General features: G+C 59.9%; 29 protein-coding genes and 2 pseudogenes. All 31 read right to left on the bottom strand.

The features are described 5' to 3' along the window. Nucleotides 1–98 precede the first annotated feature (98 nt). On the bottom strand, nt 99–494 hold the full coding sequence (gene rpsK / locus QEZ49_RS11730) for a 30S ribosomal protein S11 (RefSeq protein WP_068459063.1): 396 nt from the start codon (nt 492–494) through the stop codon (nt 99–101). 100 nt (nt 495–594) lie between these two features. After that, nucleotides 595–966, bottom strand: a complete 372-nt coding sequence (rpsM, locus tag QEZ49_RS11725) for a 30S ribosomal protein S13 (protein ID WP_068459062.1) — start codon at nt 964–966, stop codon at nt 595–597. A gap of 203 nt (nt 967–1169) precedes the next feature. Further along, the gene (locus tag QEZ49_RS11720) at nt 1170–1763 is read right to left on the bottom strand and encodes an adenylate kinase (RefSeq protein WP_280387069.1); all 594 of its coding nucleotides are present in this window, start codon (nt 1761–1763) and stop codon (nt 1170–1172) included. Beyond that, nucleotides 1760–3124: a preprotein translocase subunit SecY gene (gene secY / locus QEZ49_RS11715; protein ID WP_280387067.1), complete on the bottom strand. Its 1365-nt coding sequence runs from the start codon at nt 3122–3124 to the stop codon at nt 1760–1762. The genes QEZ49_RS11720 and secY overlap by 4 nt, the downstream gene beginning before the upstream one ends. Before the next feature lie 156 nt (nt 3125–3280). After that, nucleotides 3281–3835 (bottom strand): 50S ribosomal protein L15, encoded by a 555-nt coding sequence (rplO, locus tag QEZ49_RS11710; protein WP_280387065.1) that lies wholly within the window; start codon nt 3833–3835, stop codon nt 3281–3283. 14 nt (nt 3836–3849) lie between these two features. Further along, on the bottom strand, nt 3850–4053 hold the full coding sequence (gene rpmD / locus QEZ49_RS11705; protein WP_068459058.1) for a 50S ribosomal protein L30: 204 nt from the start codon (nt 4051–4053) through the stop codon (nt 3850–3852). 36 nt (nt 4054–4089) lie between these two features. Beyond that, nucleotides 4090–4665 (bottom strand): 30S ribosomal protein S5, encoded by a 576-nt coding sequence (rpsE, locus tag QEZ49_RS11700; protein ID WP_068459057.1) that lies wholly within the window; start codon nt 4663–4665, stop codon nt 4090–4092. A gap of 30 nt (nt 4666–4695) precedes the next feature. Continuing rightward, nucleotides 4696–5049: pseudogene (gene rplR / locus QEZ49_RS11695) on the bottom strand (50S ribosomal protein L18); the annotation flags it as partial. Between the two features lie 12 nt (nt 5050–5061). After that, complete coding sequence (rplF, locus tag QEZ49_RS11690) at nt 5062–5601, bottom strand: 50S ribosomal protein L6 (protein WP_280387063.1); 540 nt, start codon at nt 5599–5601, stop codon at nt 5062–5064. A gap of 53 nt (nt 5602–5654) precedes the next feature. Next, nucleotides 5655–6053: a 30S ribosomal protein S8 gene (gene rpsH, locus QEZ49_RS11685; RefSeq protein WP_280387061.1), complete on the bottom strand. Its 399-nt coding sequence runs from the start codon at nt 6051–6053 to the stop codon at nt 5655–5657. Nucleotides 6054–6068: 15 nt separating this feature from the next. Next, nucleotides 6069–6374 (bottom strand): 30S ribosomal protein S14, encoded by a 306-nt coding sequence (rpsN, locus tag QEZ49_RS11680; RefSeq protein ID WP_068459053.1) that lies wholly within the window; start codon nt 6372–6374, stop codon nt 6069–6071. Nucleotides 6375–6415: 41 nt separating this feature from the next. Continuing rightward, nucleotides 6416–6947: pseudogene (gene rplE, locus QEZ49_RS11675) on the bottom strand (50S ribosomal protein L5). A 183-nt stretch (nt 6948–7130) separates the two neighbouring features. Then, nucleotides 7131–7409 (bottom strand): 50S ribosomal protein L24, encoded by a 279-nt coding sequence (gene rplX / locus QEZ49_RS11670; protein WP_280387059.1) that lies wholly within the window; start codon nt 7407–7409, stop codon nt 7131–7133. Next, complete coding sequence (gene rplN, locus QEZ49_RS11665; RefSeq protein WP_068459051.1) at nt 7409–7777, bottom strand: 50S ribosomal protein L14; 369 nt, start codon at nt 7775–7777, stop codon at nt 7409–7411. Before rplN ends, rplX begins: the two co-directional genes overlap by 1 nt. Nucleotides 7778–7866: 89 nt before the next feature. Next, on the bottom strand, nt 7867–8103 hold the full coding sequence (gene rpsQ, locus QEZ49_RS11660; RefSeq protein WP_068459050.1) for a 30S ribosomal protein S17: 237 nt from the start codon (nt 8101–8103) through the stop codon (nt 7867–7869). A gap of 10 nt (nt 8104–8113) precedes the next feature. Next, nucleotides 8114–8317, bottom strand: a complete 204-nt coding sequence (gene rpmC, locus QEZ49_RS11655; RefSeq protein WP_068459049.1) for a 50S ribosomal protein L29 — start codon at nt 8315–8317, stop codon at nt 8114–8116. A 31-nt stretch (nt 8318–8348) separates the two neighbouring features. Continuing rightward, nucleotides 8349–8759 carry a 50S ribosomal protein L16 gene (gene rplP / locus QEZ49_RS11650; RefSeq protein WP_280387055.1) on the bottom strand — a complete coding sequence of 137 codons (411 nt, stop codon included), beginning with the start codon at nt 8757–8759 and terminating at the stop codon, nt 8349–8351. Between the two features lie 34 nt (nt 8760–8793). Beyond that, the gene (gene rpsC, locus QEZ49_RS11645; protein WP_280387054.1) at nt 8794–9591 is read right to left on the bottom strand and encodes a 30S ribosomal protein S3; all 798 of its coding nucleotides are present in this window, start codon (nt 9589–9591) and stop codon (nt 8794–8796) included. After that, the gene (gene rplV, locus QEZ49_RS11640; protein ID WP_280387053.1) at nt 9591–10052 is read right to left on the bottom strand and encodes a 50S ribosomal protein L22; all 462 of its coding nucleotides are present in this window, start codon (nt 10050–10052) and stop codon (nt 9591–9593) included. The genes rpsC and rplV overlap by 1 nt, the downstream gene beginning before the upstream one ends. Nucleotides 10053–10076: 24 nt before the next feature. Continuing rightward, a complete protein-coding gene (gene rpsS / locus QEZ49_RS11635) occupies nt 10077–10358 on the bottom strand; it encodes a 30S ribosomal protein S19 (RefSeq protein WP_068459045.1) in 282 nt (93 codons plus the stop codon). Nucleotides 10359–10385: 27 nt separating this feature from the next. Further along, the gene (gene rplB, locus QEZ49_RS11630; RefSeq protein ID WP_280387050.1) at nt 10386–11207 is read right to left on the bottom strand and encodes a 50S ribosomal protein L2; all 822 of its coding nucleotides are present in this window, start codon (nt 11205–11207) and stop codon (nt 10386–10388) included. Between the two features lie 24 nt (nt 11208–11231). Continuing rightward, nucleotides 11232–11525 carry a 50S ribosomal protein L23 gene (locus QEZ49_RS11625; RefSeq protein ID WP_280387048.1) on the bottom strand — a complete coding sequence of 98 codons (294 nt, stop codon included), beginning with the start codon at nt 11523–11525 and terminating at the stop codon, nt 11232–11234. Beyond that, entirely contained in the window at nt 11522–12160 is a 639-nt protein-coding gene (gene rplD, locus QEZ49_RS11620) for a 50S ribosomal protein L4 (protein WP_280387047.1), read from the bottom strand. The genes QEZ49_RS11625 and rplD overlap by 4 nt, the downstream gene beginning before the upstream one ends. Further along, nucleotides 12160–12873 carry a 50S ribosomal protein L3 gene (gene rplC / locus QEZ49_RS11615; RefSeq protein ID WP_068459041.1) on the bottom strand — a complete coding sequence of 238 codons (714 nt, stop codon included), beginning with the start codon at nt 12871–12873 and terminating at the stop codon, nt 12160–12162. Before rplC ends, rplD begins: the two co-directional genes overlap by 1 nt. Nucleotides 12874–12938: 65 nt before the next feature. After that, nucleotides 12939–13247, bottom strand: coding sequence for a 30S ribosomal protein S10 (gene rpsJ / locus QEZ49_RS11610; RefSeq protein WP_068459040.1), 309 nt, complete (start codon nt 13245–13247; stop codon nt 12939–12941). Nucleotides 13248–13312: 65 nt separating this feature from the next. Beyond that, nucleotides 13313–14503 carry an elongation factor Tu gene (gene tuf, locus QEZ49_RS11605; protein WP_280387044.1) on the bottom strand — a complete coding sequence of 397 codons (1191 nt, stop codon included), beginning with the start codon at nt 14501–14503 and terminating at the stop codon, nt 13313–13315. A gap of 93 nt (nt 14504–14596) precedes the next feature. Next, nucleotides 14597–16687, bottom strand: coding sequence for an elongation factor G (fusA, locus tag QEZ49_RS11600; RefSeq protein WP_280387042.1), 2091 nt, complete (start codon nt 16685–16687; stop codon nt 14597–14599). 24 nt (nt 16688–16711) lie between these two features. Beyond that, nucleotides 16712–17182, bottom strand: coding sequence for a 30S ribosomal protein S7 (gene rpsG, locus QEZ49_RS11595; protein ID WP_280387040.1), 471 nt, complete (start codon nt 17180–17182; stop codon nt 16712–16714). 92 nt (nt 17183–17274) lie between these two features. Beyond that, entirely contained in the window at nt 17275–17646 is a 372-nt protein-coding gene (rpsL, locus tag QEZ49_RS11590) for a 30S ribosomal protein S12 (RefSeq protein ID WP_068459036.1), read from the bottom strand. A 404-nt stretch (nt 17647–18050) separates the two neighbouring features. Further along, nucleotides 18051–22274: a DNA-directed RNA polymerase subunit beta' gene (gene rpoC, locus QEZ49_RS11585; RefSeq protein ID WP_280387037.1), complete on the bottom strand. Its 4224-nt coding sequence runs from the start codon at nt 22272–22274 to the stop codon at nt 18051–18053. Between the two features lie 177 nt (nt 22275–22451). After that, nucleotides 22452–26627, bottom strand: a complete 4176-nt coding sequence (rpoB, locus tag QEZ49_RS11580) for a DNA-directed RNA polymerase subunit beta (RefSeq protein ID WP_280387035.1) — start codon at nt 26625–26627, stop codon at nt 22452–22454. Nucleotides 26628–26659: the final 32 nt, after the last annotated feature.

Raw genomic sequence — 26659 nt, 5'->3', positions numbered from 1 at the left:
GGCGGGAGGGGTAAAATCGCATTCACCGACCAAAGGCCGACGAGGCCAATGACCGGTGACGGGCGCGGCGCCGAGCCCCGGCGCCACGACAGAAACAATTAAACGCGACGGCGCTTGCGCGGGCGGCAACCGTTATGCGGGATCGGCGTTACATCGCGGATCGAAGTGATCTGGAAACCAACGGACTGCAGAGCGCGCAGAGCCGACTCGCGGCCAGAACCCGGGCCGCAAACCTCAACCTCAAGGATCTTCATGCCGTGTTCCTGAGCCTTGCGGCCAGCATCTTCAGCGGCAACCTGAGCGGCGTACGGGGTCGACTTACGCGAGCCCTTGAAGCCCTTGGCGCCAGACGAAGACCAGGAAATCGTGTTGCCCTGGGCGTCGGTGATCGTCACCATGGTATTGTTGAACGATGCATTGACGTGCGCAACGCCCGAAGTGATGTTCTTTTTCTCGCGGCGACGAATCTTCCCGCGTGCCGTATCCTTGGCCATAACCGTCGTCTCTCCAAGGGCCGTCGCGCGACCCAATTATCCACAACGCGAAACGAGCGAGCGGAGACCGGCGTATGCCGCTCCCCTGGCGTCGCTCAAATCAAGACTTCTTCTTGCCAGCGATAGCCTTCGCCGGACCCTTGCGGGTGCGGGCGTTGGTATGCGTACGCTGACCATGAACCGGCAGGCCCTTGCGGTGACGAAGACCGCGGTAGCAGCCCAGGTCCATCAGGCGCTTGATGTTCATGATGACTTCGCGGCGAAGGTCACCTTCCACGAGGTAGTCGCGGTCGATGGTTTCGCGGATCTGCAGAACCTCGGCGTCGGTCAACTGCTGCACACGGCGTTCGGCAGGAATACCCACCTTCTCGCAGATGTCGTTCGCGAACTTGGGACCAATCCCGTGAATGTATTGCAGCGCGATTACTACGCGCTTCTGCGTCGGAATGTTGACGCCTGCGATACGGGCCACACGTCTCTCCTGAGGTATCGATTGCCGCCAAACTGAGGCATCTGCCCCAGCGCGGCTAAGTCGCTGCTATCCGTTTTTCCTACGCCAAAAAACACACCCATCCGGTCTGTCTGGTTGCAGACCGGAAGCACTTCAGGCGCGTTAAGAACGGGGTGTTGTAGCGGAGCTATAGCTCCCCGTCAATTGGCGCTATTACGGTTTTTTCAAGGTGCGGCGAGTGAGCCCAGAATTGCATCAACACTCGCTGCCACTTCCGTAATCGACGCCATGCCGTCTACCGTGTCCAGCTTGCCCTTGGCAAAGTAGTAACCAATGAGCGGAGCCGTCTCGCGGTAATACGCCATAAGCCGTTTTCTCAAAGCCTCGGCATTATCATCCGCCCGTGGAGTTCCACCGGCAGCGATCGTTTCCCGAGCCCTGTTCTCGATACGCGATTCTAGTATCGCGTCGTCAACCCGCAGTTCTACGACTGCGTCAAGTTTCTTGCCCTGCTGTGCCAACAGCTCATCAAGGGCGGCCGCCTGATTCAGCGTGCGCGGAAATCCATCAAGGATAAATCCGTTGGCGCAGTCAGGCTGGGCGATGCGGTCAGAGATGATCTTGATGACCACCCCATCCGGCACCAGACCACCGGCAGCCATAATCGCCTTGGCTTCCAGTCCGATCGGGGAACCTGCCTTAACTGCCTCGCGGAGCATATCTCCGGTCGACAACTGGATCAGGCCACGCTCCGTCGCAATCCGCTCCGCCTGAGTGCCTTTACCGGCACCGGGCGGCCCCAACAGGATCAGGTTCATCGACGTCCCCGTCCCGCACCTGGCGTTGCTCCGCGCAGCTTCGCCTTCTTGATCAGACCCTCATACTGATGGGCCAGAAGATGGCTCTGCACCTGCGAAACCGTGTCCATCGTTACGCTCACGGCGATCAGAAGTGAGGTACCACCGAAGTAGAACGGTACGGCGGCGTAGGCGATGAGGATTTCAGGAAGCACACAGACCGCGGCTAGATAAATGGCGCCGACAACCGTGATGCGAGTGAGAACGTAGTCGATGTATTCCGCCGTCTTGTCGCCAGGGCGGATACCGGGCAGGAATCCGCCGTATTTACGCAGATTGTCCGCCGTGTCCTTCGGATTAAACACAACCGCCGTGTAGAAGAAGGCGAAGAAGATGATCAGCGCAACATAGACAAGGATGTGCAGCGGCCGTCCGGTGCCGAGCGCGGCGGTCATGTCGTTGAGCCACTGCGGACCCTGACCGGCCGTGAACTGAGCAGCCGTGATCGGCAGCAGCAACAGCGACGAAGCAAAGATCGGCGGAATAACGCCGGCAGAGTTGAGCTTCAGCGGCAGATGCGAGCTTTCGCCCTGTGCCATCCGATTGCCAACCTGACGCTTCGGATACTGGATCAGCAGGCGGCGCTGTGCACGCTCCATGAACACGATGGCGCCGACGACGAACAGCATCAGAACCAGCAGCGTAAGCAGCAGAACGACCGACAGCGAACCGGTGCGCGCCAGCTCGAACAGGCCGACAAGTGCCGACGGCAATCCCGCGACGATACCTGCGAAGATGATCAGCGAAATACCGTTGCCGACGCCGCGCTGCGTGATCTGCTCACCCAGCCACATCAGGAACATGGTGCCGCCGACGAGCGTGATGACAGTGGTGACGCGGAAGAACCAGCCCGGCTCGATCACGACCGATCCGGCCGCACTGCTCGATCCCTCAAGACCAATGGCAATGCCGTAGGCCTGGAAAGCCGCCAGGAGCACGGTGAGGTAACGGGTGTACTGGTTGATCTGCTTGCGGCCCTGCTCGCCTTCCTTTTTCAAGGCTTCGAGCTTCGGCGACATCGAACTCATCAACTGCATGATGATCGACGCCGAAATGTAGGGCATGATGTTCAGCGCAAAGATCGCCATACGCTCGACGGCACCGCCCGCGAACATGTTGAACATGCCGAGGATGCCAGCCGAGTTGGCGTTAAAGGTCTGCGCGAATGCCGTCGGGTTGATACCCGGCAGCGGAATGAAGGTACCGAAGCGATAAACGATGAGCGCGCCAAGCGTGAAATAGATGCGACGCTTCAAATCCTCGGCTTTGGCAAAGGAGCCAAAGTTCAAGTTGGCGGCAAGCTGCTCCGCAGCGGATACCATGGTTCGTTCTCCCAACCTTTGCGCCTGCGGCGGCGGGCCGCTCTGGATGTCCCCTCGCCTAAGATGGGAGCCTTTCCCCGGAGCGACAACGCCGCCTTTATACAAAGCAGCCGCCAGATCTACAGCCTGGCGGCCTTTGACGCTGACGCTAAGGCCTTAGCCTTCGTTGCCCGCTGCAGGCTTTGCTACGGCGCTCTTGTTCTTCTTGGCCGCTGTCTTGGCGCGCTTGGCCTCATCGGCAGCCAGAACCTTACGCTCAATCAGGGTGATTGTGCCACCGGCCTTCTCCACAGCGGCCTTCGCCGACGCCGACGCGTGATTAACCGTCACGCTGACCTTCGCGCTGATCTCACCCGAACCAAGCAGACGCAGACCGTCCTTGGGACGGCGCACGATGCCTGCTTCCACGAGGGCAGCAACGTCGATCGGCTTGCCAGCATCGATGCGCTTGTCATCGACAGCCTTCTGCAACTGACCGAGGTTCACCTCGTTATAGTCCTTGCGCTGCCACTTGTTGAAGCCGCGCTTAGGCAGGCGGCGATGAAGCGGCATCTGACCGCCTTCGAAGCCACCGATAGCAACACCCGAACGTGCGGTCTGGCCCTTGCCACCGCGGCCGCCCGTCTTGCCTACGCCCGAACCGATGCCACGCCCGATACGCACACGCTCTTTGCGCGCACCGTGCTTGTCCTTGATTTCGTTGAGCCGCATCGGACCCTAGCTCCTCAGGATTTCTTTGCCTCTGCCGCATCGACGATGCGAACCAGATGGCTAACGGAGTTGATCATGCCGCGTACGGCCGGAGTATCTTCCAGCTCGCGCCGGCGGTGCAGCTTGTCGAGGCCTAGACCGCGCAGGGTCTGGGTCTGAACGGCCGGACGCCGATTGGCGCTGGCGATCTGCTCGACAATGATGGTCTTCTTGGCCATATCGCTATTCCTTGAGTTTGCCGGAGGCGCGCCCGATTACGCCTCGGCAACAGTCTCGCTGGCTGCGGAGCCGTCGCGGCGACGAGAAACGATCTCGCTTACCTTCTTATTGCGACGGGCAGCAACGCCACGCGGGTTTTCCTGGTGCTTCAGTGCATCGAACGTTGCGCGCACCACGTTGTAGGGGTTGGCCGAGCCAAGCGACTTGGCAACCACGTCCTGCACACCCAGCATTTCGAACACGGCGCGCATCGCACCACCGGCGATAACACCGGTACCGGCCGGAGCCGAGCGGATCACAACCTTGCCCGCGCCGTGACGGCCGGCGGTGTCGTGATGCAGCGTACGAGCATCGCGCAGCGGCACGCGCAGCAACGAACGCTTTGCAGCCTCGGTCGCCTTGCGGATTGCCTCAGGCACTTCACGTGCCTTGCCATGACCGAAGCCAACGCGACCCTTGAGGTCACCAACAACCACGAGCGCAGCAAAGCCGAAGCGCTTGCCGCCCTTCACAACCTTAGCAACACGGTTGATGTGAACGAGCTTCTCGGTGAACTCGCTGTCACGTTCTTCGCGATCGCGACCGCGGTCTCTTCCTTGGGGACGTGCCACGTTGCAATCCTCTTCTTCAAAGTTCAGGCCGCCTTCGCGGGCCGCATCGGCCAGCGCCTTGACGCGGCCGTGATAGATGTAACCGCCACGGTCGAAGACGACGTCCTTGACACCGGCCTTCGTCGCACGTTCAGCGATCAGCTTGCCTACAGCGGCGGCGGCGGCAGTATCGGCACCCGTCTTCAGGGACGTGCGCAGGTCTTTTTCCAGCGTAGACGCCGAAGCGAGCGTGCGGCCGGCGGCATCGTCGATCACCTGCACATAAATGTGCTTGGACGAACGGTGCACCGAAAGGCGCGGACGCCCGGTGGAATTAGCTTTCAACTGACGGCGCACACGTGACTTGCGCCGATCGAACAGCTTATTGAGCGCGGTATTAGCCATGGGGCGGCGTCCTTACTTCTTCTTACCTTCCTTGCGGAAGATGTATTCGCCCTGATAGCGGATGCCCTTGCCCTGGTAGGGCTCCGGCGGCCGCGAGGCGCGAATGTTTGCTGATACCTGCCCGACAAGCTGACGGTCGATGCCGGTGACGGTGATGATTTCCTGTTTGGCGCCCGAGACCTTCACCTCAACGCCGTCCGGAATCTGATGAATCACATCGTGGCTGAAGCCGATGAGAAGCTGCAGATCCTTGCCCTTCATGGCGGCACGAAAACCGACGCCGTGAATTTCCAGGATCTGCGAGTAACCCTCGGTTACGCCGCCAATCAGATTGGAAATCATGGTGCGTGACATGCCCCACATGGAGCGCGCCATCTTCGTGTCGTCGACAGGCGTGACGACGATGCCGTCATCCGTCTTCTCGATGTTGATCTTGTCCGGAACCGTAAAGGACAGTTCGCCCTTCGGTCCCTTGACCTTGATCTCTCGCCCGTTGATCGTCGCCGTCACACTGGACGGGACCGGGACTACCTTTTTGCCGATACGTGACATGGTCGTTCCAAAATCCTGTTTCCTGCCGCTCGCCGATGTAAGCGCGCAGCAAGTTAGAAGATGTTGCAGAGGATCTCCCCGCCGACGTTCTCTTCACGGGCCTTGGCATCCGACATGACGCCCTTGGACGTAGAGAGAATCGCGACACCGAGGCCGTTGGCGACGGTCGGCAGATCACGCACCGCTGAGTAAACGCGACGACCTGGCGTGGAAACACGCTTGATCTCACGGATGGCCGGCTGCCCGTTATAATACTTCAGCTCGATCTCGAAGATCGGCATCACGCCGGTCTGGTCCACGCGGGCATAGCCGCGGATGTAACCTTCTTCCTCAAGCACGTCGAGAACGCGGCCACGGATGTTCGAGGCCGGCGTAACGCACTTGGGACGGCGGCGCATCTGCGCGTTACGGATGCGGGTGAGCATATCGCCCAAGGGATCATTGATCGCCATTGTGTCTAATCTCCCTTACCAGCTCGACTTCGTCATGCCCGGGATCAGACCCTGGCTAGCGAGATCGCGAAGCTGGTTACGGCACATCTTGAGCTTGCGGTAGTAGCCGCGGGCACGGCCCGTCAGCTCACAACGATTGCGGATGCGCGTCGCGGAACTGTTGCGCGGCATCTCAGCCAGCTTGATGCGGGCAGCAAAGCGCTGCTCTGCCGGCACCTGCAGATCGTTGGCGATTGCCTTGAGACGCTTGCGCTTCTCGGAGGCCTGAGCCACCAGCTTGCGCCGCCTCTTGTTCTTCTCTACCGAGCTCGTCTTAGCCATCTAAATCCTCCAAAGGCCTTTTCGGGAATCCCGAGGGTCCTCTAGCTGCGAAACGGGAAGTTAAAGGCGCGCAGAAGTTCGCGGGCCTCGTCGTCGGTTTTAGCCGACGTACACACGATGATATCCATACCCTCAGATCTGATCGACCTTATCGTAGTCGATTTCGGGGAACACGATGTGCTCCTTCAGACCGCAGGCGTAGTTGCCGCGACCGTCAAAGCTCTTCGGGTTGAGACCGCGGAAGTCCTTCACGCGCGGCAGCGCGATCGTGACCAGACGGTCCAGGAATTCATACATACGGTCGCCGCGCAGGGTCACCTTGGCGCCGATCGGCATACCTTCGCGAAGCTTGTACGTCGCGAGGGACGTACGGGCCTTGGTCTGCACCGGGCGCTGACCGGCGATGAGTGCCAGGTCGCCAGCAGCATTATCGACCTTCTTACGGTCGAGAACGGCTTCGCCGACACCCATGTTGAGAACGATCTTTTCCAGCTTCGGCAGCAGCATGCAGTTCGAGTACTCGAACTTCTTCTGCATCTCGTCGCGGACGACGTTCTCGTAGTGAGCCTTCATGCGCGGCTTGTAGTCAGCCGGGCGCGGCTTCGCCGGTGCACGCGGCTCGCTCGATGCAGCAGCGGCCTTGTCGGCCTTGCGCTTCGGCTGTGCGCCGCCGGCGTTCTTCGCCGATTTACCTTTGTCAGCCATGGCTCATTATCTCTCCGGAATGACTTCGCCCGAGCGCTTGGCGAAGCGAACCTACTTGCCATCCTCAGGGAACTTGAAACCGACGCGAGTCGGCTTGCCGTCCTTGGGATCTTCAAGCGCCAGATTCGACAACTGAATCGGTGCTTCTTTCGAAATGATGCCGCCCGTCTGGCTCGCCGTCTGCTTCTGATGACGACGAACAACATTGACGCCACGAACGATCGCGCGCTGCTCCGTTGGGAGCATCTCGACAACTTCGCCGTGTTTGCCCTTGTCGCGGCCGGCGATGACGATCACATGATCGCCTTTTTTAATTTTCAGCGAGGCCATTACAGCACCTCCGGCGCCAGCGAAATAATCTTCATGTGGTTCTTCGACCGGAGCTCGCGCGTGACCGGCCCGAAGATACGGGTACCGACAGGCTCACCCTGGGCGTTGATCAGCACAGCCGCGTTGCGGTCGAAGCGGATCAATGAACCATCGGGACGGCGAACGCCATGGGCGGTGCGAACAACCACCGCCTTCATGACCTGGCCCTTTTTAACGCGACCCTTCGGAATAGCTTCCTTGACCGAAACGACAATGATGTCGCCCACGGTCGCGTACTTGCGCTTCGAGCCGCCCAGCACTTTGATGCACTGAACGCGGCGCGCGCCCGAATTGTCAGCGACGTCGAGATTGGTCTCCATCTGGATCATCGCGGCTTCCCTTTCAAACTGCCGCTCTCAAAGAGCGACCTGGCATCAATTGGCGGACTTGCATCCGCGCTAAAAAGCGACCGTTGGTACTAACCGTTCTCGGTTAGAACCACCCAACGTTTGTTCTTTGAGATTGGCGCACTCTCAACGATCTCAACCCGATCGCCGATCTTGAATGCGTTGTTCTCGTCGTGGGCGTGATACTTCTTGGTCCGCCGCACAACTTTCTTGAACAGTGGGTGGGTATAACGGCGTTCGACCTCGACGACTATCGTTTTGTCGTTTTTGTCGGATACGACCACGCCCTGCAGCACGCGTTTTGGCATTGCTAACTCCTCAGCCCTTGGCGCCGCCGGCGCGCTTCTGGCGTGCAACGGTCAGCAAGCGGGCAATGTCGCGGCGGACAATACGCACCCGCGCCGTATTCTCGAGCTGGCCCGAAGCCCGCTGGAAGCGCAGATTGAACTGCTCCTTCTTGAGCTTTTGCAGCTGGTCATCCAGCTGGTCGAGCGTCATATCCCGAAAGCCTTCCGCCTTCATCGCCTTGATTCCTCGTAAAATTCTTCAGTGCTCAGCCAATACGCGTAACAATACGCGTCTTGATCGGCAGCTTGGCTGCGCCCAGTACCAGAGCCTCGCGGGCGATCTGATCCGGAACGCCATCGAGTTCGAACATGATGCGGCCCGGCTTTACACGAGCAGCCCAGAATTCGATGGAGCCCTTACCCGAACCCATGCGGACTTCCGCCGGCTTCTTCGTGACCGGAACATCCGGGAAAATACGGATCCACACGCGGCCAGCACGCTTCATGTGACGCGTGATAGCACGACGGGCAGCTTCGATCTGACGCGCCGTAATACGTTCCGGCTCGATGGCCTTGAGGCCGTGAGAACCGAAGTTCAAGTCCGTTCCACCCTTGGCTGCGCCATGGATGCGGCCCTTGAAAGTCTTACGGTACTTTGTGCGTTTGGGTTGCAGCATGTCGTTTCGTCCTTGTCAGCGCGGCAATGCTGCCTCACGCCTTCTCTGCATTATCGCCGTTGGCGGCTGCCGGAGCTGCCTCACGTCGCTCGCGACGATCACCGCGATCGCCTCGGTCACGGTCACCATCCCGACGCGGACGACCACCGCCACCACCGCTTTCCTGCAGGTCTGCGTTACGCTTCTCAGAGGCCATCGGATCGTGCTCGATGATCTCGCCCTTGAAGATCCAGACCTTGATGCCGATCACGCCATAGGCCGTGTGAGCCTCGCCGTAACCGAAATCGATGTCAGCGCGCAGCGTGTGCAGCGGCACGCGACCTTCGCGATACCACTCCGTGCGGGCGATTTCAGCGCCACCAAGACGGCCGGCAACGTTGATACGAATGCCCTGGGCGCCGAGACGAAGAGCCGACTGCACCGAACGCTTCATCGCACGGCGGAACGCAACGCGGCGCTCGAGCTGCTGCGCGATGGTCTCAGCGACCAGCGTAGCGTCGATTTCCGGCTTGCGGATCTCAACGATGTTGAGGTGCACTTCCGAATTCGTGAAACGCGCGAGCTGGCTGCGCAGCTTCTCGATGTCGGCGCCCTTCTTGCCGATGAGCACACCGGGGCGAGCCGTATGAACCGTAACGCGGCACTTCTTGTGCGGACGCTCGATCACGACCTTGGAGATGCCAGCCTGACGACGCTGCTTCATGATATGATCGCGCATCTGCATGTCTTCATGCAGAAGGCGGCCATACTCACCACGAGCGGCAAACCAGCGGCTATCCCACGTGCGATTGACGCCAACGCGCAGCCCGACCGGATTGACTTTCTGACCCATTATGCAGTCTCCTTGGCGGGCTTCGTCGCAGCGCTCTTGGAGCCCTTCGCAGCCTTGGCCTTCTTGCTGGCCGCCTTCTCATTCTCTTCATCCGACTTCTGTCGGACAACTACCGTGATCTGCGCAAACGGCTTCACGATAGAAGAAGCGCGACCGCGTCCACGTGCCGTGAACCGGCGCATGGTCAGGTTTTTTCCGACATAAGCCTCGGAGACAACGAGTTCGTTGACGTCCAGACCGTGGTTGTTCTCAGCATTTGCAACGGCTGACATCACGCACTTGCGGACGTCCTGCGCGATGCGCTTGCGGGAGAACTCCAGGTCAGCCAGAGCGGTGTCAACCGGCTTGCCGCGGATCAGACCGGCGACAAGGTTCAGCTTACGCGGCGAAACCCGGAGGTTCCTTGCCACGGCCTGCGCCTCGCTGTCGGAGAGGCTGCGCTCGCGTTTGGGCTTGCCCATAATCTTCGCCTTCGCCTTAAAGTCTTATCTGCCCTTGGTGGCTTTCTTGTCGCCACCGTGACCGGGAAAGTTACGTGTCGGCGCGAACTCGCCGAATTTGTGCCCGATCATGTCTTCCGTGATCGCAACAGGCACATGCTTGTGCCCGTTGTGGACGCCGAACGTCAGGCCGACAAACTGCGGCAGGATCGTCGAGCGGCGGCTCCACATCTTGATGATTTCATTGCGACCCGAAGTGCGTACCTTCTCTGCTTTCTTGAGCAGGTACCCATCAATGAACGGGCCTTTCCAAACTGATCTTGCCATATCGTGTCTCCTCGTACCGTCGTCTGATTACTTCTTCTTCTGACGGCCACGAATGATGAACTTGTCGGTTGCCTTGTTCTTGCGGGTCTTCGCACCCTTGGTCGGCTTGCCCCATGGAGTCATCCAGTGCTTACCGCCGTTGGTACGACCGCCGTTCGGGTGATCGATCGGGTTCATGGTGATCGACCGAACGGTTGGGCGACGACCCTGCCAGCGAGTACGGCCGGCCTTGCCAACTACTTCGTTGGAATGATCTGGGTTCGAAACCGCACCGATTGTTGCCATGCACTCGGCGCGAACGCGACGCGTCTCGCCAGAGTTGAGCTTCAGAATGGCCCAGCCAGCGTCACGGCCAACGAGCTGCACGAAGGCACCGGCCGAACGCGCGATCTGACCGCCACGACCGGACTTCAGCTCAACGTTGTGCACGATGGTGCCGATCGGCATGCCAGCCAGCGGCATCGCATTGCCGGGCTTGACGTCGACCTTCTCACCGGAAATGACCTGGTCACCGGCTGCCAGACGCTGCGGAGCAAGAATGTAGGACAGCTCACCGTCCTCATACTTGATCAAAGCGATGAACGCCGAACGGTTGGGGTCATATTCCAGACGCTCAACAGTTGCCGGCACATCGAACTTGCGGCGACGGAAGTCCACAAGGCGATAAGCGCGCTTGTGACCACCACCGATGTGGCGGGTGGTGATACGGCCCGAGTTGTTGCGGCCGCCCGACTTCGACTTGCCCTCGACCAGTACCTTAACCGGCGCGCCCTTCCAGAGCTGCGCACGATCAACCAGCACCAAGTGGCGCAGGCCGGGAGAGGTCGGGCGGAATGTCTTCAGTGCCATGGTCGTTTCCTAGTCTCCGGAACCTCAGAGGCCCGTAGAAATATCGATGTGCTGACCTTCGGCCAACGTCACGATGGCTTTCTTGGTATCGCTCTGCAGTGCACGACGGCCGCGGAACGCCTTCAGCTTGCCCTTGCGGACCAGCGTGTTGACAGCCGTGACCTTCACTTTGAAGAGCTGCTCTACCGCTGCCTTGATCTCCGTCTTCGTTGCACGCGGGGCAACGTTGAAGATGATCTGATTGGCTTCGGAAACCAGCGTCGCCTTCTCGGTGATGACCGGAGAGACAATCACGTCATAAGCGCTAAGCTTTTTCATTGCTTGCTCTCCGCACCAGCGAACCGCTCTTCGAGAGCAGCGATTGCAGCCTTGGTAAGCACCAGCTTGCGACGACGAATGATGTCGTACACGTTGATGCCCTGAACCGGCAGAACGTCGATGTTCGGCAGGTTGCGTGCTGCACGAACGAAGCCAACTTCCAACTCCGCGCCATCAATGATGAGCACGTTGTTCCAATCCAGCTTCGCAAACTGGGCGCGCAGCGCTGACGTCTTGCCGTCCGCAGCCTCGGCCTTGTCGAGCACAACGATCTCACCGGCCTTCAGCTTCGCCGACAAAGCGTGGCGCAGCGCAAGTGCACGCACCTTCTTTGGCAGATCGATAGCGTGATCGCGCGGCTTGGGCCCGAAAGCCTTACCACCACCGCGATACTGCGGGGCAGAGCGATCGCCGTGACGGGCACCACCGGTACCCTTCTGACGATACACTTTCTTTCCAGTCACGTTCACAAGCGAACGATCCTGGGAGAAGTGCGTGCCGGCGCGACGCTTCGCGAGCTGATAGCGGATCATCCGCTGGATCAGGTCGGGACGCGGGCTAAGCCCGAAAATCGCATCCGAAAGCTCAACGGTGCCGGCGTTAGCGGCCGCGAGCGTGGTGACATCAACCTTCATCACGCCTGTTCCTTCGTCTCGGCGGCGGCGCCAGCGTTACGTGCACGGAATGCGCCCGGGCGCGGAGCGTCCTTGTGGGGCTCCTTGCGAACGGCGTCGCGAACCAGAACCCAACCACCCTTCGAACCGGGAACCGCTCCACGGATCATAACCAGACCGCGATCCACGTCCGTCTTAACGACGACGAGGTTCTGGGTGGTGACGCGCTCATCACCCATGTGGCCGGCCATCTTCTTGCCCTTGAACACCTTACCGGGGTCCTGGCGCTGACCGGTCGAACCGTGGCTGCGGTGGCTGATCGAAACACCGTGCGAGGCGTTAAGACCACCGAAGTTCCAGCGCTTCATCGGGCCCTGGAAGCCCTTGCCCTGGTTCGTGCCGGTGACGTCAACGAATTGACCCGGAACGAAATGGTCGGCGGTGATCTCAGCACCAACCTCGATGACGTTCTCGGGCGTAACCCGGAACTCAACGAGCTTGCGCTTCGGCTCAACCTGAGCGACGGCGAAGTTCTGCCGATCGGCCTTGGTGAGACGCGACGGCTTGCGGCTTCCAGCGCCAAGCTGAAGAGCCGTGTAACCGTTCTTGTCGTTCGTGCGGTGCGCAATGACCTGGACGTTGTCCATCTTCAACACGGTCACCGGGATGTGTTCTCCCGAGTCCGTGAAGATACGGGTCATCCCGACCTTCTGAGCAATCACTCCGGAACGCATGAGAGCATTCCTTCCTTCTAAGTTCACATGATGCCAGGCGGAAGATCCGCTGGCTCGGATGCCGATTAAAGCTTGATCTCGACGTCGACGCCTGCCGCCAAATCGAGTTTCATCAGCGCATCAACCGTCTGCGGCGTAGGATCGACAATGTCGAGCAAACGCTTGTGCGTGCGCATCTCAAACTGATCGCGGCTCTTCTTGTCGACGTGCGGCGAACGGTTAACGGTGAACCGCTCGAACCGGGTCGGCAAGGGAATAGGCCCCCGCACCTCAGCGCCTGTGCGCTTCGCCGTGTTGACGATTTCCCGCGTCGAAGCATCAAGAATTCGATGATCGAAAGCCTTGAGCCTGATGCGAATATTCTGGCCGTTCATGTCCCGCACTCTTTCAAAAGACGAGAAGCGCCCAATACGGTGGGCGCCCCTCCGCTCTCAAGTGATTATTCGATGATCTGTGCGACGACGCCGGCGCCAACCGTACGGCCACCTTCACGGATAGCGAAGCGGAGCTTCTCTTCCATTGCGATCGGCGTGATCAGCTCAACATCAACCGTGATGTTGTCGCCCGGCATCACCATTTCCGTGCCTTCCGGCAGCGTGACAACACCGGTCACGTCCGTCGTACGGAAGTAGAACTGCGGCCGGTAGTTCGTGAAGAACGGCGTATGACGGCCACCTTCTTCCTTGGTGAGGATGTAAGCCTCAGCCTTGAACTTCTTGTGCGGCTTAACAGTGCCCGGCTTGCACAGCACCTGGCCGCGCTCAACAGCTTCCTTGTCAATACCGCGCAGCAAGCAGCCGACGTTGTCGCCAGCCTGGCCCTGATCGAGCAGCTTGCGGAACATTTCGACGCCCGTGACGGTCGACTTCTGCGTGTCGCGGATGCCGACGATTTCGATTTCTTCGCCAACCTTGACGATGCCGCGCTCAATACGACCGGTCACAACGGTGCCGCGACCGGAGATCGAGAACACGTCTTCGATCGGCATAAGGAAGGGAAGATCGATCGGACGCTCAGGCTGCGGAATGTATTCGTCCACAGCATCCATCAGCTTGAGGATTGCTTCGCGGCCAATCTCGGGGCTCTTATCTTCCAGAGCCATCAGAGCCGAGCCCTTAACGATCGGAATGTCATCGCCCGGGAACTGATAGGACGACAGCAGCTCGCGAAGCTCCATCTCAACGAGTTCGATGAGCTCAGGATCGTCGACCATGTCGACCTTGTTCAGGAACACGACCAGCGCAGGAACGCCAACCTGACGGGCAAGCAGAATGTGCTCGCGAGTCTGCGGCATCGGGCCGTCGGCAGCCGAGCAAACCAGGATCGCGCCATCCATCTGAGCGGCGCCGGTGATCATGTTCTTCACGTAGTCGGCGTGGCCTGGGCAGTCGACGTGCGCGTAGTGGCGCTTATCGGTCTCGTATTCGACGTGCGAGGTCGAAATCGTGATGCCGCGCTCGCGCTCTTCAGGAGCCTTGTCGATCTGATCGTAAGCCGAGAACTGTGCCTTACCCGATTCAGCGAGGACCTTGGTGATGGCAGCAGTCAGAGACGTCTTGCCATGGTCGACGTGGCCGATCGTCCCGATGTTGCAGTGCGGCTTAGTCCGCTCGAATTTTGACTTGGCCATAGTGGCTCTCCACTTAAGTTATCGGTCCCTTGGGAAACCGGCTCTTAATTACAGTAGACGTGCTTTAGACACGTCCAATTGCTGAAGCCTTTATCAGGCGTACTTCGCTTTCACCTCGTCTGCGACAGCGCGCGGTACGTCCGCGTAATGCGCAAACTGCATGGTGTAGGACGCGCGCCCCTGGCTCATCGAGCGAAGCTGGCTCACGTACCCGAACATGTTGGCGAGCGGGACATAAGCCCGGATCACCGTAGCGTTGCCGCGCATCTCCTGATTACGGATCTGGCCACGGCGGGAGTTGATATCACCGATAACGCTGCCAACGAAGTCGCCAGGCGTTACCACTTCAACATCCATGACAGGCTCGAGCAGCTTGACGCCGGCCTTGTCAAAACCTTCCTTCAACGCAGCGCGAGCTGCGATTTCGAACGCGATCGCCGATGAGTCGACTTCGTGGAAGGCGCCGTCAAACAGCGTCACCTTGGTGTCAACGATCGGGAAGCCGATCAGAACGCCAGAATCCCAAACCGAGTTGACGCCCTTTTCGACGCCCGGAATGTATTCCTTGGGAACAGAGCCGCCGATGATGTCAGCAGCGAACTCGTTACCCTTGCCCGTCTCGTTCGGCTCGATGCGGAACTTCACGCGAGCGAACTGACCGGTACCGCCGGTCTGCTTCTTGTGCGTGTAGTCGACTTCCGTCGGGCGAACCAGCGTCTCGCGATAAGCAACCTGCGGCGCACCGACGTTCGCATCGACACCGTGGGTACGGCGAAGAATGTCGACCTTGATGTCGAGATGCAGCTCGCCCATACCCTTGAGAATGGTCTCGCCAGATTCCGGATCGACGGAGACGCGGAACGAAGGATCTTCAAGAGCCATGTTCGAAAGAACCATGGACATCTTTTCCTGATCGGCCTTCGTCTTCGGCTCAATCTTCATTTCGATAACCGGAACCGGGAACTCCATCTTCTCAAGAAGAACTGGCTTGGCCGGATCGCACAGGGTTTCACCGGTGCGCGTATCCTTCAGTCCGGATACGGCAACGATGTCGCCCGCATAGGCTTCCTTGATCTCTTCACGATCAGCGGCGTGCATCAGGTACATGCGACCTACGCGCTCTTTCTTGTCGCGCGTGGTGTTCGCAAGCGCCTGACCGCTCTGCAGCTTGCCGGAATAGATGCGGCAGAAGGTGATCGAGCCGACGTGCTCGAAAGCCATGATCTTGAACGCCAGCAGCGACAGCGGCTCATCATCAGACGGCTTGCGCAGCACCGGCTCGCCGGTCTTCGGATCCGTTCCGGTGAAAGCTTCACGATCCGTAGGCGCAGGCAGGAAGTCCACGACCGCGTCAAGCAAAGGCTGCACGCCCTTGTTCTTGAACGCAGAGCCGCACATCATCGGATAGAAAGCGGTCGTGATGGTGCCCTTGCGGATCAGCTTGCGGATCGTAGCCTCGTCCGGCTCATTGCCTTCGAGGTACGCTTCCATCGCAGCATCGTCCATCTCGACGATTGCTTCGATCATAGCCGCGCGGAATTCTTCAGCCTTAGCCTGCAGATCAGCCGGGACGTCCGTCTCGACCATCTTCGCATCCTTGACGTCGCCTTCCCAGACGTACGCCTTCATGCGGATAAGATCGACAACGCCTGCAAAGTCGTTCTCTGCGCCGATCGGGATCTGGATCGGAACAGGCCTTGCGCCCAGCTTTTCCTTGATGTCGTCGACGCACATGAAGAAGTCGGCGCCGGTCTTGTCCATCTTGTTTGCAAAGATGATCCGCGGCACGCCATACTTATCGCCCTGGCGCCAGACCGTTTCAGTCTGCGGCTCAACGCCCTGGTTCGAGTCCAGCACGCAAACGGCACCGTCAAGCACGCGCAGCGAGCGCTCAACTTCAATCGTGAAGTCGACGTGACCTGGGGTGTCGATGATGTTCAAGCGATGGTTGGTGCCGTCACGGCCCTTCCAGAAGCAAGTCGTGGCAGCGGACGTGATCGTGATTCCGCGCTCAGCTTCCTGATCCATGAAGTCCATGGTCGAGGCGCCGTCGTGCGTTTCGCCGATCTTGTAGTTACGGCCGGTAAAGTACAGGATCCGCTCAGTCGTAGTGGTCTTGCCAGCATCAATGTGAGCCATGATGCCGAAGTTGCGGTAATCCTTGATCGCGTATTCGCGTGCCATTTTATTCGCGCTCCGGTCCGATCATCACCAGCGATAATGAGAGAAGGCCCGATTGGCCTCTGCCATCTTATGCGTGTCTTCGCGCTTCTTAACTGCAGAACCGCGGTTGCTGGCAGCGTCAAGCAGCTCGCCCGACAGCCGATCGACCATCGTGTTCTCGTTACGAGCGCGAGCGGCAGTGATCAACCAACGGATGGCAAGCGCCTGGCGACGCTCGGGACGAACCTCGACCGGAACCTGATACGTAGCGCCGCCTACACGACGAGAACGAACCTCAACCGCAGGCATCACGTTATCAAGAGCGGAACGGAACAGCTGAACCGGATCCGACTTGGCCTTCTGCTCCATGCGCTCGAAGGCACCGTAAACGATACGTTCGGCTACGGACTTCTTGCCCTGCTCCATCACCGCGTTCATGAACTTGGAGATGACAACATCACCGAACTTCGGATCAGGATTGACGACGCGCTTTTCAGCACTGTGACGACGGGACATCGTTGCTCAGCCCTTCGCTGCAATTCTTTCGATAACAACAGGACCATTCCGTCCTGCCTCCCCGCACTCCGCGGGACAGACCGCCGAAGCGATCACTTAGGCCGCTTGGCGCCGTACTTCGAGCGACGCTGCCTACGATCGGCAACACCCTGCGTGTCGAGCACACCACGGACGATATGATAACGAACGCCGGGAAGATCCTTCACGCGACCGCCGCGGATAAGAACCACGGAGTGCTCCTGAAGGTTATGACCCTCACCGGGGATGTAGCCGATCACCTCATAACCGTTGGTGAGGCGAATCTTGGCCACCTTACGAAGAGCCGAGTTAGGCTTCTTCGGTGTCGTGGTGTAGACGCGAGTGCATACGCCGCGCTTCTGCGGACACGCCTCCATGTGGCGTGACTTCTCGCGGTATGTCTTCTGCGTCCGGGGCTTCCGGATCAACTGCTGTATCGTCGGCATGCGCCTCTTCCGTCCACGTTGCTTGGTTGACGTCGATGCGCCAAACCGAGCCTGCCAAGCTCACGTCCTAGAAAGGAAGCGGGCCCGGCACTAAAAACCAGAGGATCGTGCTGCCCTTTCAGGCCGCAGATCATGGTCCGAATATGTCCTCTGCTTTGCGACGATAGCGTTTAGGTCCGGACGCCCAACCAGAGGGGACGATGTAATGACCTACGGCCTACCGTGAGAGTGGGGTGACCTATATACAGCTCGCTGAATCTGGTCAACACCTACAACCCTATCAAAGCGACAATTTTTTACGCGAATGCGCCAATGGATGAAATGACGCGGGTTCAATGCGCGAAAAAAACGAAAAAGCGCGGGCACCGGGGCGCCCGCGCTTCATTTAACGGAGTTTAAACGGCTTACTCAACCGCTTCTTCTTCGGCCGTTCTGCGGCGACGACGGGAAGCGATTCCTCCGGGACCGGACAATGAACGGTCGCCGTCGAGCTTTGCCTGCTCGCGCGCGATGAGTTCGTCGCGCTTCTGAGCAATCTTCCGCAGACGACGCAATGCGCCACCGGTGCCGGCTGGAATCAGACGGCCAACAATGACGTTCTCCTTGAGGCCCTCGAGCGTATCCACCTTGCCGTTGACAGAGGCGTCAGTGAGCACGCGCGTTGTCTCCTGGAACGAAGCCGCAGAGATGAACGAGCGGGTCTGCAGCGATGCCTTGGTGATGCCGAGCAACACCGGATTCGCAGCAGCCTGCTTCTTGCCCTGCTCTGCCGCCTTGGCGTTGATTTCATCAAGCTCGATGCGATCGATCTGCTCGCCCTTGATGAGATCCGTTTCACCGGAATCGGTGATCTCCACCTTCTGCAGCATCTGACGAACAATCACCTCGATGTGCTTGTCGTTGATGGTCACGCCCTGCAGACGATAAACGTCCTGGATTTCGTTGATCAGGTAGTTCGCCAGTTCCTCGACGCCCTTGATGGCAAGGATGTCATGCGGAGCCGGATGGCCGTCATAGACGAAGTCACCACGCTCGATACGGTCGCCGTGCTGAACCGCGAGGCTCTTGCCGCGCGGAATCAGATACTCGGCCGCCTCTTCCGTTTCGTCGTCCGGCTTGATGGTGATGCGCTGCTTGTTCTTGTAGTCCTTGCCGAACTCCACCGTGCCGGAGATCTCCGCGATGATGGCGTGATCCTTCGGACGACGGGCTTCGAACAGCTCAGCAACACGCGGCAGACCACCGGTGATGTCACCTGAACGGGCCGATGCCGTCGGGATACGTGCAAGCACGTCACCCGCCTGAACTTCCGCCCCCGGCTCAACCGACAGAATCGCATCAACCGCCAGCAGATAGCGGGCGTCACCACCACGCTGAACCTTGATGGGCTTGCCCTTGGCGTCCTTGACGACAATGGCAGGCTTCAAATCAGCCGAGCGCGGCGAGGCTCGCCAATCGACGATCACGCGGTTCGTCGTGCCCTTCATCTCGTCGGTCTGTTCGCGGACGGATGCGCCTTCGAGCAGATCCTCGAAATCCACCTTGCCGTCCACTTCCGTGAGAATCGGACGGGTGTATGGATCCCACTGGGCCAGCTTGGTGCCGCGCGTAACCGCATCACCTTCCTTGACGTGCACGCGGGCTCCGTACGGCACCTTGTGCACCGCCAGTTCCTTGCCGGACTGGTCGACGATCACGATCGACATCGTACGCGTCATGGAGATTTCGCGGCCCTGACTGTCAACGACAGTCGCCGGGTTGCGCATACGGGCAGTACCGTTGAAGTTCGACTCGATGAACGATGAGTCGACAACGTTCGCGGTGCCGCCGATGTGGAACGTACGCATCGTAAGCTGCGTGCCCGGCTCACCGATCGACTGCGCGGCGATAACACCGACAGCTTCACCGATGTTGACAGGCGTACCGCGTGCCAGGTCGCGACCATAGCACTTGCCGCAAACACCGGTGACGGTTTCGCAGGTCAGCACCGAGCGAATACGAACTTCCTGCACCTCGGCCTTCTCGATGGCGTCGGCGTGACGCTCCTCGATCAGCTCGCCATTCTGCACCAGGATGTTGTTCTCATCGCTTGGATCGACGATGTCCTCAGCCGCCGTACGGCCCAGCACGCGTGCACCGATCGAAACGATCACCTGACCGGCGTCGACAACCGCCTGCACGTTGATGCCCTGCTCCGTGCCGCAATCTTCCTCGGAGATGATCGCGTCCTGAGCAACGTCCACCAGACGGCGCGTCAGATAACCCGAGTTGGCGGTCTTCAAGGCGGTGTCGGCCAGACCCTTACGGGCACCGTGCGTCGAGTTGAAGTACTCGAGCACGCTGAGGCCTTCCTTGAAGTTCGACAGAATCGGCGTCTCGATGATTTCACCCGACGGCTTCGTCATCAGGCCGCGCATACCGGCGAGCTGCTTCATCTGCGCGGGCGAGCCACGCGCACCGGAGTGGCTCATCATGTAGACCGAGTTGATCGGCTTCTCGCGGCCCTGATCGTCCGTCTCAACTGCGGAGATGCGTTCCATCATCTCCTTGGCGATCTGGTCGGTACACTTGGACCACGCATCGACGACCTTGTTATACTTCTCAAGCTGCGTGATGAGGCCGTCGTTGTACTGCTGCTCGAACTCGCGCACCATTTCCGTCGTCTGAGCGACGATCTTCTGCTTGCTGGCAGGGATCTGCATGTCGTCCTTGCCGAACGAAATGCCGGCCTTGAACGCGTGCTTGAAGCCAAGCGCCATGATTTGGTCGCAGAAGATGACCGTGTCCTTCTGACCGCAGTTACGGTAGACGGCGTCGATCATGGCCGAGATGGCCTTCTTGGTCAGCAGCTGGTTGACCAGGTTCGGGCGAATGCCTTTTGCCTTCGGCAGCAGTTCGCCCAGCAGCATCCGGCCCGGCGTGGTGTCCAGCACCTCGACGATCGGGTTGCCTTCAGCGTCAACCGTGTGGAAGCGACCCTTCACCTTCGCGTGCAGATTGACTGCACCTGCTTCCAGCGCGTGGCGTGCTTCATCAACCGAACCGAGCAGCGTGCCTTCGCCCGTTTCGTTGTCGCGGATCATCGACAGGTAATAGAGACCGAGAACGATATCCTGCGACGGCACGATGATCGGCTGACCATTGGCCGGATGCAGAATGTTGTTCGTCGACATCATCAGCACGCGCGCTTCCAGCTGCGCTTCAAGCGACAGCGGAACGTGCACGGCCATCTGGTCGCCGTCGAAGTCGGCGTTGAATGCGGCGCAAACCAGCGGGTGAAGCTGGATCGCCTTGCCTTCGATCAGGGTAGGCTCGAACGCCTGAATGCCAAGGCGATGCAGCGTCGGTGCGCGGTTCAGCAACACCGGATGCTCGCGGATCACCTCGTCCAGGATATCCCAGACCTCGCCCTTTTCCTTCTCGACGAGCTTCTTGGCCTGCTTGACGGTGGCCGCCTGCCCCTGTGCCTGCAGCTTGGCGTAGATGAACGGCTTGAACAGCTCGAGCGCCATCTTCTTCGGCAGGCCGCACTGATGCAGCTTCAGTTCGGGACCAACCACGATCACCGAACGGCCGGAATAGTCAACGCGCTTGCCGAGCAGGTTCTGACGGAAGCGGCCCTGCTTGCCCTTCAGCATGTCAGCAAGCGACTTCAGCGGACGCTTGTTGGCGCCGGTGATGACGCGGCCGCGGCGGCCGTTGTCAAACAGGGCGTCAACCGCTTCCTGCAGCATGCGCTTTTCGTTGCGGATGATGATGTCCGGCGCGCGCAGCTCCATCAGCCGCTTCAAACGGTTGTTACGGTTGATGACGCGGCGATAGAGGTCATTCAGGTCCGACGTAGCGAAGCGGCCGCCGTCGAGCGGAACCAGCGGACGCAGCTCCGGCGGAATCACCGGCACAACGGTGAGAATCATCCACTCCGGCCGGTTGCCCGACTCCATGAATGCTTCAATCACCTTGAGGCGCTTGCCGAGCTTCTTGGGCTTCAGCTCAGTTGTAGATTCAGCGATTTCCTGGCGCAGGTCGGTTGCGATCTGCGGCAGATCCATTGCCGACAGCATCTCGCGAATGGCTTCAGCGCCGATGCCGGCCGTGAAGCTGTCCGGACCATGCTCGTCCAGCGCGCGCTCATACTCTTCCTCGGAAAGCAGCTGCTTTTCGCGGAAGGCGGTGATGCCGGGCTCGATGACGATGTAGTTCTCGAAGTAGAGAACGCGCTCGAGATCCTTCAGCGGCATGTCGAGCAGCAGGCCGATACGCGACGGCAGCGACTTCAGGAACCAGATGTGCGCGACCGGGGCGGCAAGCTCGATGTGGCCCATGCGCTCGCGGCGCACCTTGGCCAACGTCACTTCAACGCCGCACTTTTCGCAGATCAGGCCCTTGTACTTCATGCGCTTGTACTTGCCGCACAGACACTCGTAGTCCTTGATCGGACCAAAGATGCGCGCGCAGAACAGGCCATCACGCTCAGGCTTGAACGTGCGGTAGTTGATGGTCTCGGGCTTCTTAATCTCGCCGAACGACCACGACATGATGTCGTCGGGACTGGCGATGGAGATCTTGATCTGATCGAAGGTCGGAAGCGGCGCTTGCGTCTTGAACAGGCTGGTAATCTCGTTCATCCGTCTCTCCATTCGGGGCGCGTGGCGGCCTTCGCCCCGTGTCAGGCTTGCAAGGACCGATCGCGACGATCCTCACGCAAAACGGGCTCAGTGCGTCTGTGAGCCCTCGGAATTCCTGCGCACTGTTAAGCGCGCTGTCCGGGGCCGTTTCCAGCCCCGGACTTAAACGTCAATCGATCACTCGGCAGCCGGCGGAAGCTGCGGCTGCGCCTCTGGCTCGGTCTCCGGCGTCGGCTGCGGGCCACCCTCAGGCGACGGCAGCATCCGCGCGTCAGAGTTTTCGAGTTCGACGTTGAGGCTCAGCGCCCGCATTTCCTTCACGAGCACGTTGAAGCTCTCCGGCACGCCGGCTTCGAAGGTGTCGTCGCCGCGGACGATGGCCTCGTACACCTTGGTACGGCCGGCAACGTCGTCCGACTTGACGGTGAGCATTTCCTGCAGCGTGTAGGCAGCGCCATACGCCTCAAGAGCCCAGACCTCCATTTCACCGAAGCGCTGACCACCGAACTGCGCCTTACCACCCAGCGGCTGCTGCGTGACGAGCGAGTACGGACCGATCGAGCGGGCGTGGATCTTGTCGTCGACAAGATGGTGCAGCTTCAGGATGTACTTGTAGCCAACCGTAACCTTGCGATCGAACGGCTCGCCCGTACGTCCATCAAACAGCGTCACCTGGCCGGAGCTGTCGAAGCCAGCAGCCTTCAACATGTAAACGATGTCGGCTTCCTTGGCGCCGTCGAACACCGGCGTAGCAATCGGCACACCCTTGGTCAGCGGACCAGCCAGCGCGGCCAACTCGTCATCCGATGCATTCGGCTTGAGCTGCTCCTGGCTGTAGACCTTCGTCAGCACCTCGCGCAGCGCCTTCGCTTCACCGCTGGCATTGTAGTCATGCAGTGCGTCATCGATGGCGCGGCCGAGGCCACGGCAAGCCCAGCCAAGATGCGTTTCGAGGATCTGTCCGACGTTCATGCGCGACGGCACGCCCAGCGGGTTCAGAACCACGTCAACCGGCGTTCCATCCTCAAGGAACGGCATGTCTTCGGCAGGCACGATCCGCGACACGACACCCTTGTTGCCGTGACGGCCGGCCATCTTGTCGCCCGGCTGGATCTTGCGCTTCACCGCGACGAAGACCTTGACCATCTTCATCACGCCCGGAGGCATCTCGTCGCCGCGCTGCAGCTTGTCGACCTTGTCGGCAAACCGAAGACCAAGGCTCTTCTTGGCTTCTTCGTACTGCTTGTTGATGGCTTCGATTTCGGCCTGAGCCTTCTCGTCCTTCAGACCGAATTCCCACCACAGGCTGCGCGGAACATCGTCGAGGGTTTCCCCGGTGATGTTGGTCACCTTGCCAGCGGACTTCGGAGCCTTCGCTACTTCCTTGCCGATCAGCGCTTCTCTCAGACGCGCAAACACGTTGCGGTCCAGGATCTGCATCTCGTCGTCACGGTCCTTGGCGAGGCGCTCGATTTCCTCGCGCTCAATCGCCATCGCACGCTCGTCCTTGTCGACGCCGTGGCGGTTGAACACGCGCACTTCAACGATCGTACCGGCAACACCCGGCGGCAGACGCAGCGAGGTATCGCGAACATCGGAAGCCTTTTCGCCGAAGATCGCGCGCAGCAGCTTCTCTTCCGGCGTCATCGGGCTTTCGCCCTTCGGCGTGATCTTGCCGACGAGAATGTCGCCCGGATTCACTTCCGCGCCGATGTAGACGATGCCGGCTTCATCGAGGTTCTTCAGCGCTTCTTCCGAAACGTTCGGAATGTCGCGCGTGATTTCCTCCGGACCCAGCTTGGTGTCACGGGCCATCACCTCGAATTCCTCGATGTGAATCGAGGTGAACACGTCGTCGGAAACGACGCGCTCGGACATCAGGATGGAGTCTTCGAAGTTGTAGCCCATCCACGGCATGAACGCGACGAGCACGTTCTTGCCGAGAGCCAGATCACCCAGGTCGGTCGAAGGACCGTCAGCGATGATGTCGCCAGCACGGATCTGATCGCCAACATGCACCAGCGGACGCTGGTTGATGCAGGTGTTCTGGTTCGAGCGCTGGAACTTGCGCAGACGATAAATATCGACGCCCGGCTTCGACGGATCGTTCTCTTCCGTCGCGCGGATAACGATACGGGTTGCGTCTACCTGATCGACAACACCGGTCCGGCGCGCCGCGATGGCAGCACCGGAATCGCGGGCAACCACTTCTTCCATGCCGGTGCCGACCAGCGGCGCTTCCGCCTTGATCAGCGGCACGGCCTGACGCTGCATGTTCGAGCCCATGAGCGCGCGGTTGGCGTCGTCGTTCTCAAGGAACGGAATGAGCGCCGCGGCCACGGAAACGAGCTGCTTGGGCGAAACGTCGATGTAGTCGACCTTCTCCTGCGGAACCAGCAGCACGTCGCCCTGGTAACGGCAGGTGATGAGATCGTCGACCAGATTGCCCTTCTCGTCGATCTGCGCGTTGGCCTGCGCCACGTGATGGCGCATTTCTTCCATCGCCGACAGATAGACAACTTCGTCTGTCAATTTGCCGTTGATGACCTTGCGATACGGGCTCTCGATGAAGCCGTACTTGTTCACACGGGCAAACGTCGCCAGCGAGTTGATCAGACCGATGTTCGGACCTTCCGGCGTCTCAATCGGGCAGATGCGGCCATAGTGCGTGGGATGCACGTCGCGGACTTCGAAGCCCGCACGCTCGCGCGTCAGACCGCCCGGACCAAGAGCCGAAAGACGGCGCTTGTGGGTGATTTCCGACAGCGGGTTGGTCTGGTCCATGAACTGCGACAGCTGCGACGAACCGAAGAACTCACGCACCGCTGCCGCTGCCGGCTTGGCGTTGATGAGATCCTGCGGCATCACCGTGTCGATATCGACCGACGACATGCGCTCCTTGATGGCGCGCTCCATGCGCAGCAGGCCGACGCGATACTGATTTTCCATCAGCTCGCCGACCGAACGCACACGGCGGTTGCCCAGATGGTCGATGTCGTCGATGTCGCCCTTGCCGTCACGCAGATCGACCAGCGTCTTGATGACGCCAAGAATGTCCTCACGGCGCAGCACGCGCATGGTGTCCGGCGCATCCAGCTCCAGACGCATGTTCATCTTCACGCGGCCAACGGCCGAGAGATCATAGCGCTCCGGATCGAAGAACAGCGAATGGAACAGGTTCGTTGCCGCCTCGATCGTCGGCGGCTCGCCGGGACGCATGACCCGGTAGATGTCCATCAACGCTTCTTCGCGGTTGGCGTTCTTGTCGATGCTCAGCGTGTTACGAATGAACGGTCCGATGTTGACGTGATCGATGTCGAGGATCGGGAATTCCTTGACCTTCTGATCCTTCAACTCGGCCAGAAGTTCGGCATCCAGCTCGTCGCCGGCTTCCGCAAAGATCGCGCCGGTGTCCATATCGACGATGTCGGCAGCGATGTAGCGGCCAGCCAGATCGTCGGACGAAACCAGCACTTCCTTGAGGCCACCCTCGGACAGCTCGCGGGCGCGGCGGGCAGTGATCTTCTCACCGGCCTTCACAACCACTTCGCCGGTCTTCGCGTCGGCGAGATCTGCAGCCGGCGTCATACCGCGCATCTTCTCGGGCACGAACGGCATCTTCCAGCCGCGCTTCGATTCCTTGATCGTGATGTGCTTGTAGAAGAAGCTCAGGATCTCTTCGTCGTTGAGGCCCAGGGCATACAGCAGCGACGTCACCGGCAGCTTGCGGCGACGGTCGATACGCACATAGACGATGTCCTTGGCGTCGAACTCGAAGTCCAGCCAGGAGCCACGATACGGAATGATGCGGGCGGCAAACAGCAGCTTGCCCGAGGTATGCGTGCGGCCGCGGTCGTGGTCGAAGAACACGCCCGGAGAGCGATGCATCTGCGAAACGATAACGCGCTCGGTGCCGTTGATCACGAAGGTGCCGTTGGACGTCATGAGCGGCATGTCGCCCATGTATACGTCCTGCTCCTTCACGTCCTTGATGGACTTGGAGCCGGTTTCTTCGTTCACATCGAATACGATAAGGCGCAGCTTGACCTTCAGCGGTGCCGAGAAGGTCATATCGCGCTGCATGCACTCGTCGACGTCGTACTTCGGCGGCTCGAACTCGTAACGCACAAATTCAAGCGTGGCCCGACCGGAGAAGTCCGAGATCGGAAACACCGACTTGAAGACCGACTGAAGTCCATGATCGTCAGAACGGCCACCCGGCGGCTCCTTGACCATCAGGAAGTCGTCATAGGAGCTCTTCTGAACCTCAATGAGGTTCGGCATCTCCGCGACTTCACGAATGGATCCGAATTTCCTCCGGATGCGCTTGCGGCCGTTCAAGGTCTCAGCCATTTTCGCTCCTTGTAATCTGCGCAGGTGACGGC

Source organism: Hyphomicrobium sp. D-2, from assembly GCF_029872155.1.
In the GTDB taxonomy this organism is placed as follows: Bacteria; Pseudomonadota; Alphaproteobacteria; order Rhizobiales; family Hyphomicrobiaceae; genus Hyphomicrobium_A.
Note: the sequence above shows the minus strand (reverse complement) of the source record. Positions and strands in the feature narration are given on the sequence as shown.

Excerpts from the sequence above, each read along its gene's own strand:
- rplV (WP_280387053.1), bottom strand. The coding sequence starts at position 10,052 with ATGGGCAAGCCCAAACGCGAGCGCAGCCTCTCCGACAGCGAGGCGCAG.
- rplN (WP_068459051.1), bottom strand. The coding sequence starts at position 7,777 with ATGATCCAGATGGAGACCAATCTCGACGTCGCTGACAATTCGGGCGCG.
- rpoB (WP_280387035.1), bottom strand. The coding sequence starts at position 26,627 with ATGGCTGAGACCTTGAACGGCCGCAAGCGCATCCGGAGGAAATTCGGA.
- secY (WP_280387067.1), bottom strand. The coding sequence starts at position 3,124 with ATGGTATCCGCTGCGGAGCAGCTTGCCGCCAACTTGAACTTTGGCTCC.
- rpsS (WP_068459045.1), bottom strand. The coding sequence starts at position 10,358 with ATGGCAAGATCAGTTTGGAAAGGCCCGTTCATTGATGGGTACCTGCTC.
- rpmD (WP_068459058.1), bottom strand. The coding sequence starts at position 4,053 with ATGGCCAAGAAGACCATCATTGTCGAGCAGATCGCCAGCGCCAATCGG.
- rplC (WP_068459041.1), bottom strand. The coding sequence starts at position 12,873 with ATGCGTTCCGGAGTGATTGCTCAGAAGGTCGGGATGACCCGTATCTTC.
- rpsJ (WP_068459040.1), bottom strand. The coding sequence starts at position 13,247 with ATGAACGGCCAGAATATTCGCATCAGGCTCAAGGCTTTCGATCATCGA.
- rpsH (WP_280387061.1), bottom strand. The coding sequence starts at position 6,053 with ATGGCGATCAATGATCCCTTGGGCGATATGCTCACCCGCATCCGTAAC.
- fusA (WP_280387042.1), bottom strand. The coding sequence starts at position 16,687 with ATGGCACGCGAATACGCGATCAAGGATTACCGCAACTTCGGCATCATG.
- rplD (WP_280387047.1), bottom strand. The coding sequence starts at position 12,160 with ATGAAGGTTGATGTCACCACGCTCGCGGCCGCTAACGCCGGCACCGTT.
- rplO (WP_280387065.1), bottom strand. The coding sequence starts at position 3,835 with ATGCGGCTCAACGAAATCAAGGACAAGCACGGTGCGCGCAAAGAGCGT.
- QEZ49_RS11720 (WP_280387069.1), bottom strand. The coding sequence starts at position 1,763 with ATGAACCTGATCCTGTTGGGGCCGCCCGGTGCCGGTAAAGGCACTCAG.
- tuf (WP_280387044.1), bottom strand. The coding sequence starts at position 14,503 with ATGGCCAAGTCAAAATTCGAGCGGACTAAGCCGCACTGCAACATCGGG.
- rplP (WP_280387055.1), bottom strand. The coding sequence starts at position 8,759 with ATGCTGCAACCCAAACGCACAAAGTACCGTAAGACTTTCAAGGGCCGC.
- rpoC (WP_280387037.1), bottom strand. The coding sequence starts at position 22,274 with ATGAACGAGATTACCAGCCTGTTCAAGACGCAAGCGCCGCTTCCGACC.
- rplX (WP_280387059.1), bottom strand. The coding sequence starts at position 7,409 with ATGGCCTCGCTGAAAATTAAAAAAGGCGATCATGTGATCGTCATCGCC.
- rpsL (WP_068459036.1), bottom strand. The coding sequence starts at position 17,646 with ATGCCGACGATACAGCAGTTGATCCGGAAGCCCCGGACGCAGAAGACA.
- rplF (WP_280387063.1), bottom strand. The coding sequence starts at position 5,601 with ATGTCACGTATCGGCAAAAAGGTAGTCCCGGTCCCGTCCAGTGTGACG.
- rpsN (WP_068459053.1), bottom strand. The coding sequence starts at position 6,374 with ATGGCTAAGACGAGCTCGGTAGAGAAGAACAAGAGGCGGCGCAAGCTG.
- rpsK (WP_068459063.1), bottom strand. The coding sequence starts at position 494 with ATGGCCAAGGATACGGCACGCGGGAAGATTCGTCGCCGCGAGAAAAAG.
- rpsC (WP_280387054.1), bottom strand. The coding sequence starts at position 9,591 with ATGGGTCAGAAAGTCAATCCGGTCGGGCTGCGCGTTGGCGTCAATCGC.
- rplB (WP_280387050.1), bottom strand. The coding sequence starts at position 11,207 with ATGGCACTGAAGACATTCCGCCCGACCTCTCCCGGCCTGCGCCACTTG.
- rpsG (WP_280387040.1), bottom strand. The coding sequence starts at position 17,182 with ATGTCCCGTCGTCACAGTGCTGAAAAGCGCGTCGTCAATCCTGATCCG.
- QEZ49_RS11625 (WP_280387048.1), bottom strand. The coding sequence starts at position 11,525 with ATGAAAAAGCTTAGCGCTTATGACGTGATTGTCTCTCCGGTCATCACC.
- rpsQ (WP_068459050.1), bottom strand. The coding sequence starts at position 8,103 with ATGCCAAAACGCGTGCTGCAGGGCGTGGTCGTATCCGACAAAAACGAC.
- rpmC (WP_068459049.1), bottom strand. The coding sequence starts at position 8,317 with ATGAAGGCGGAAGGCTTTCGGGATATGACGCTCGACCAGCTGGATGAC.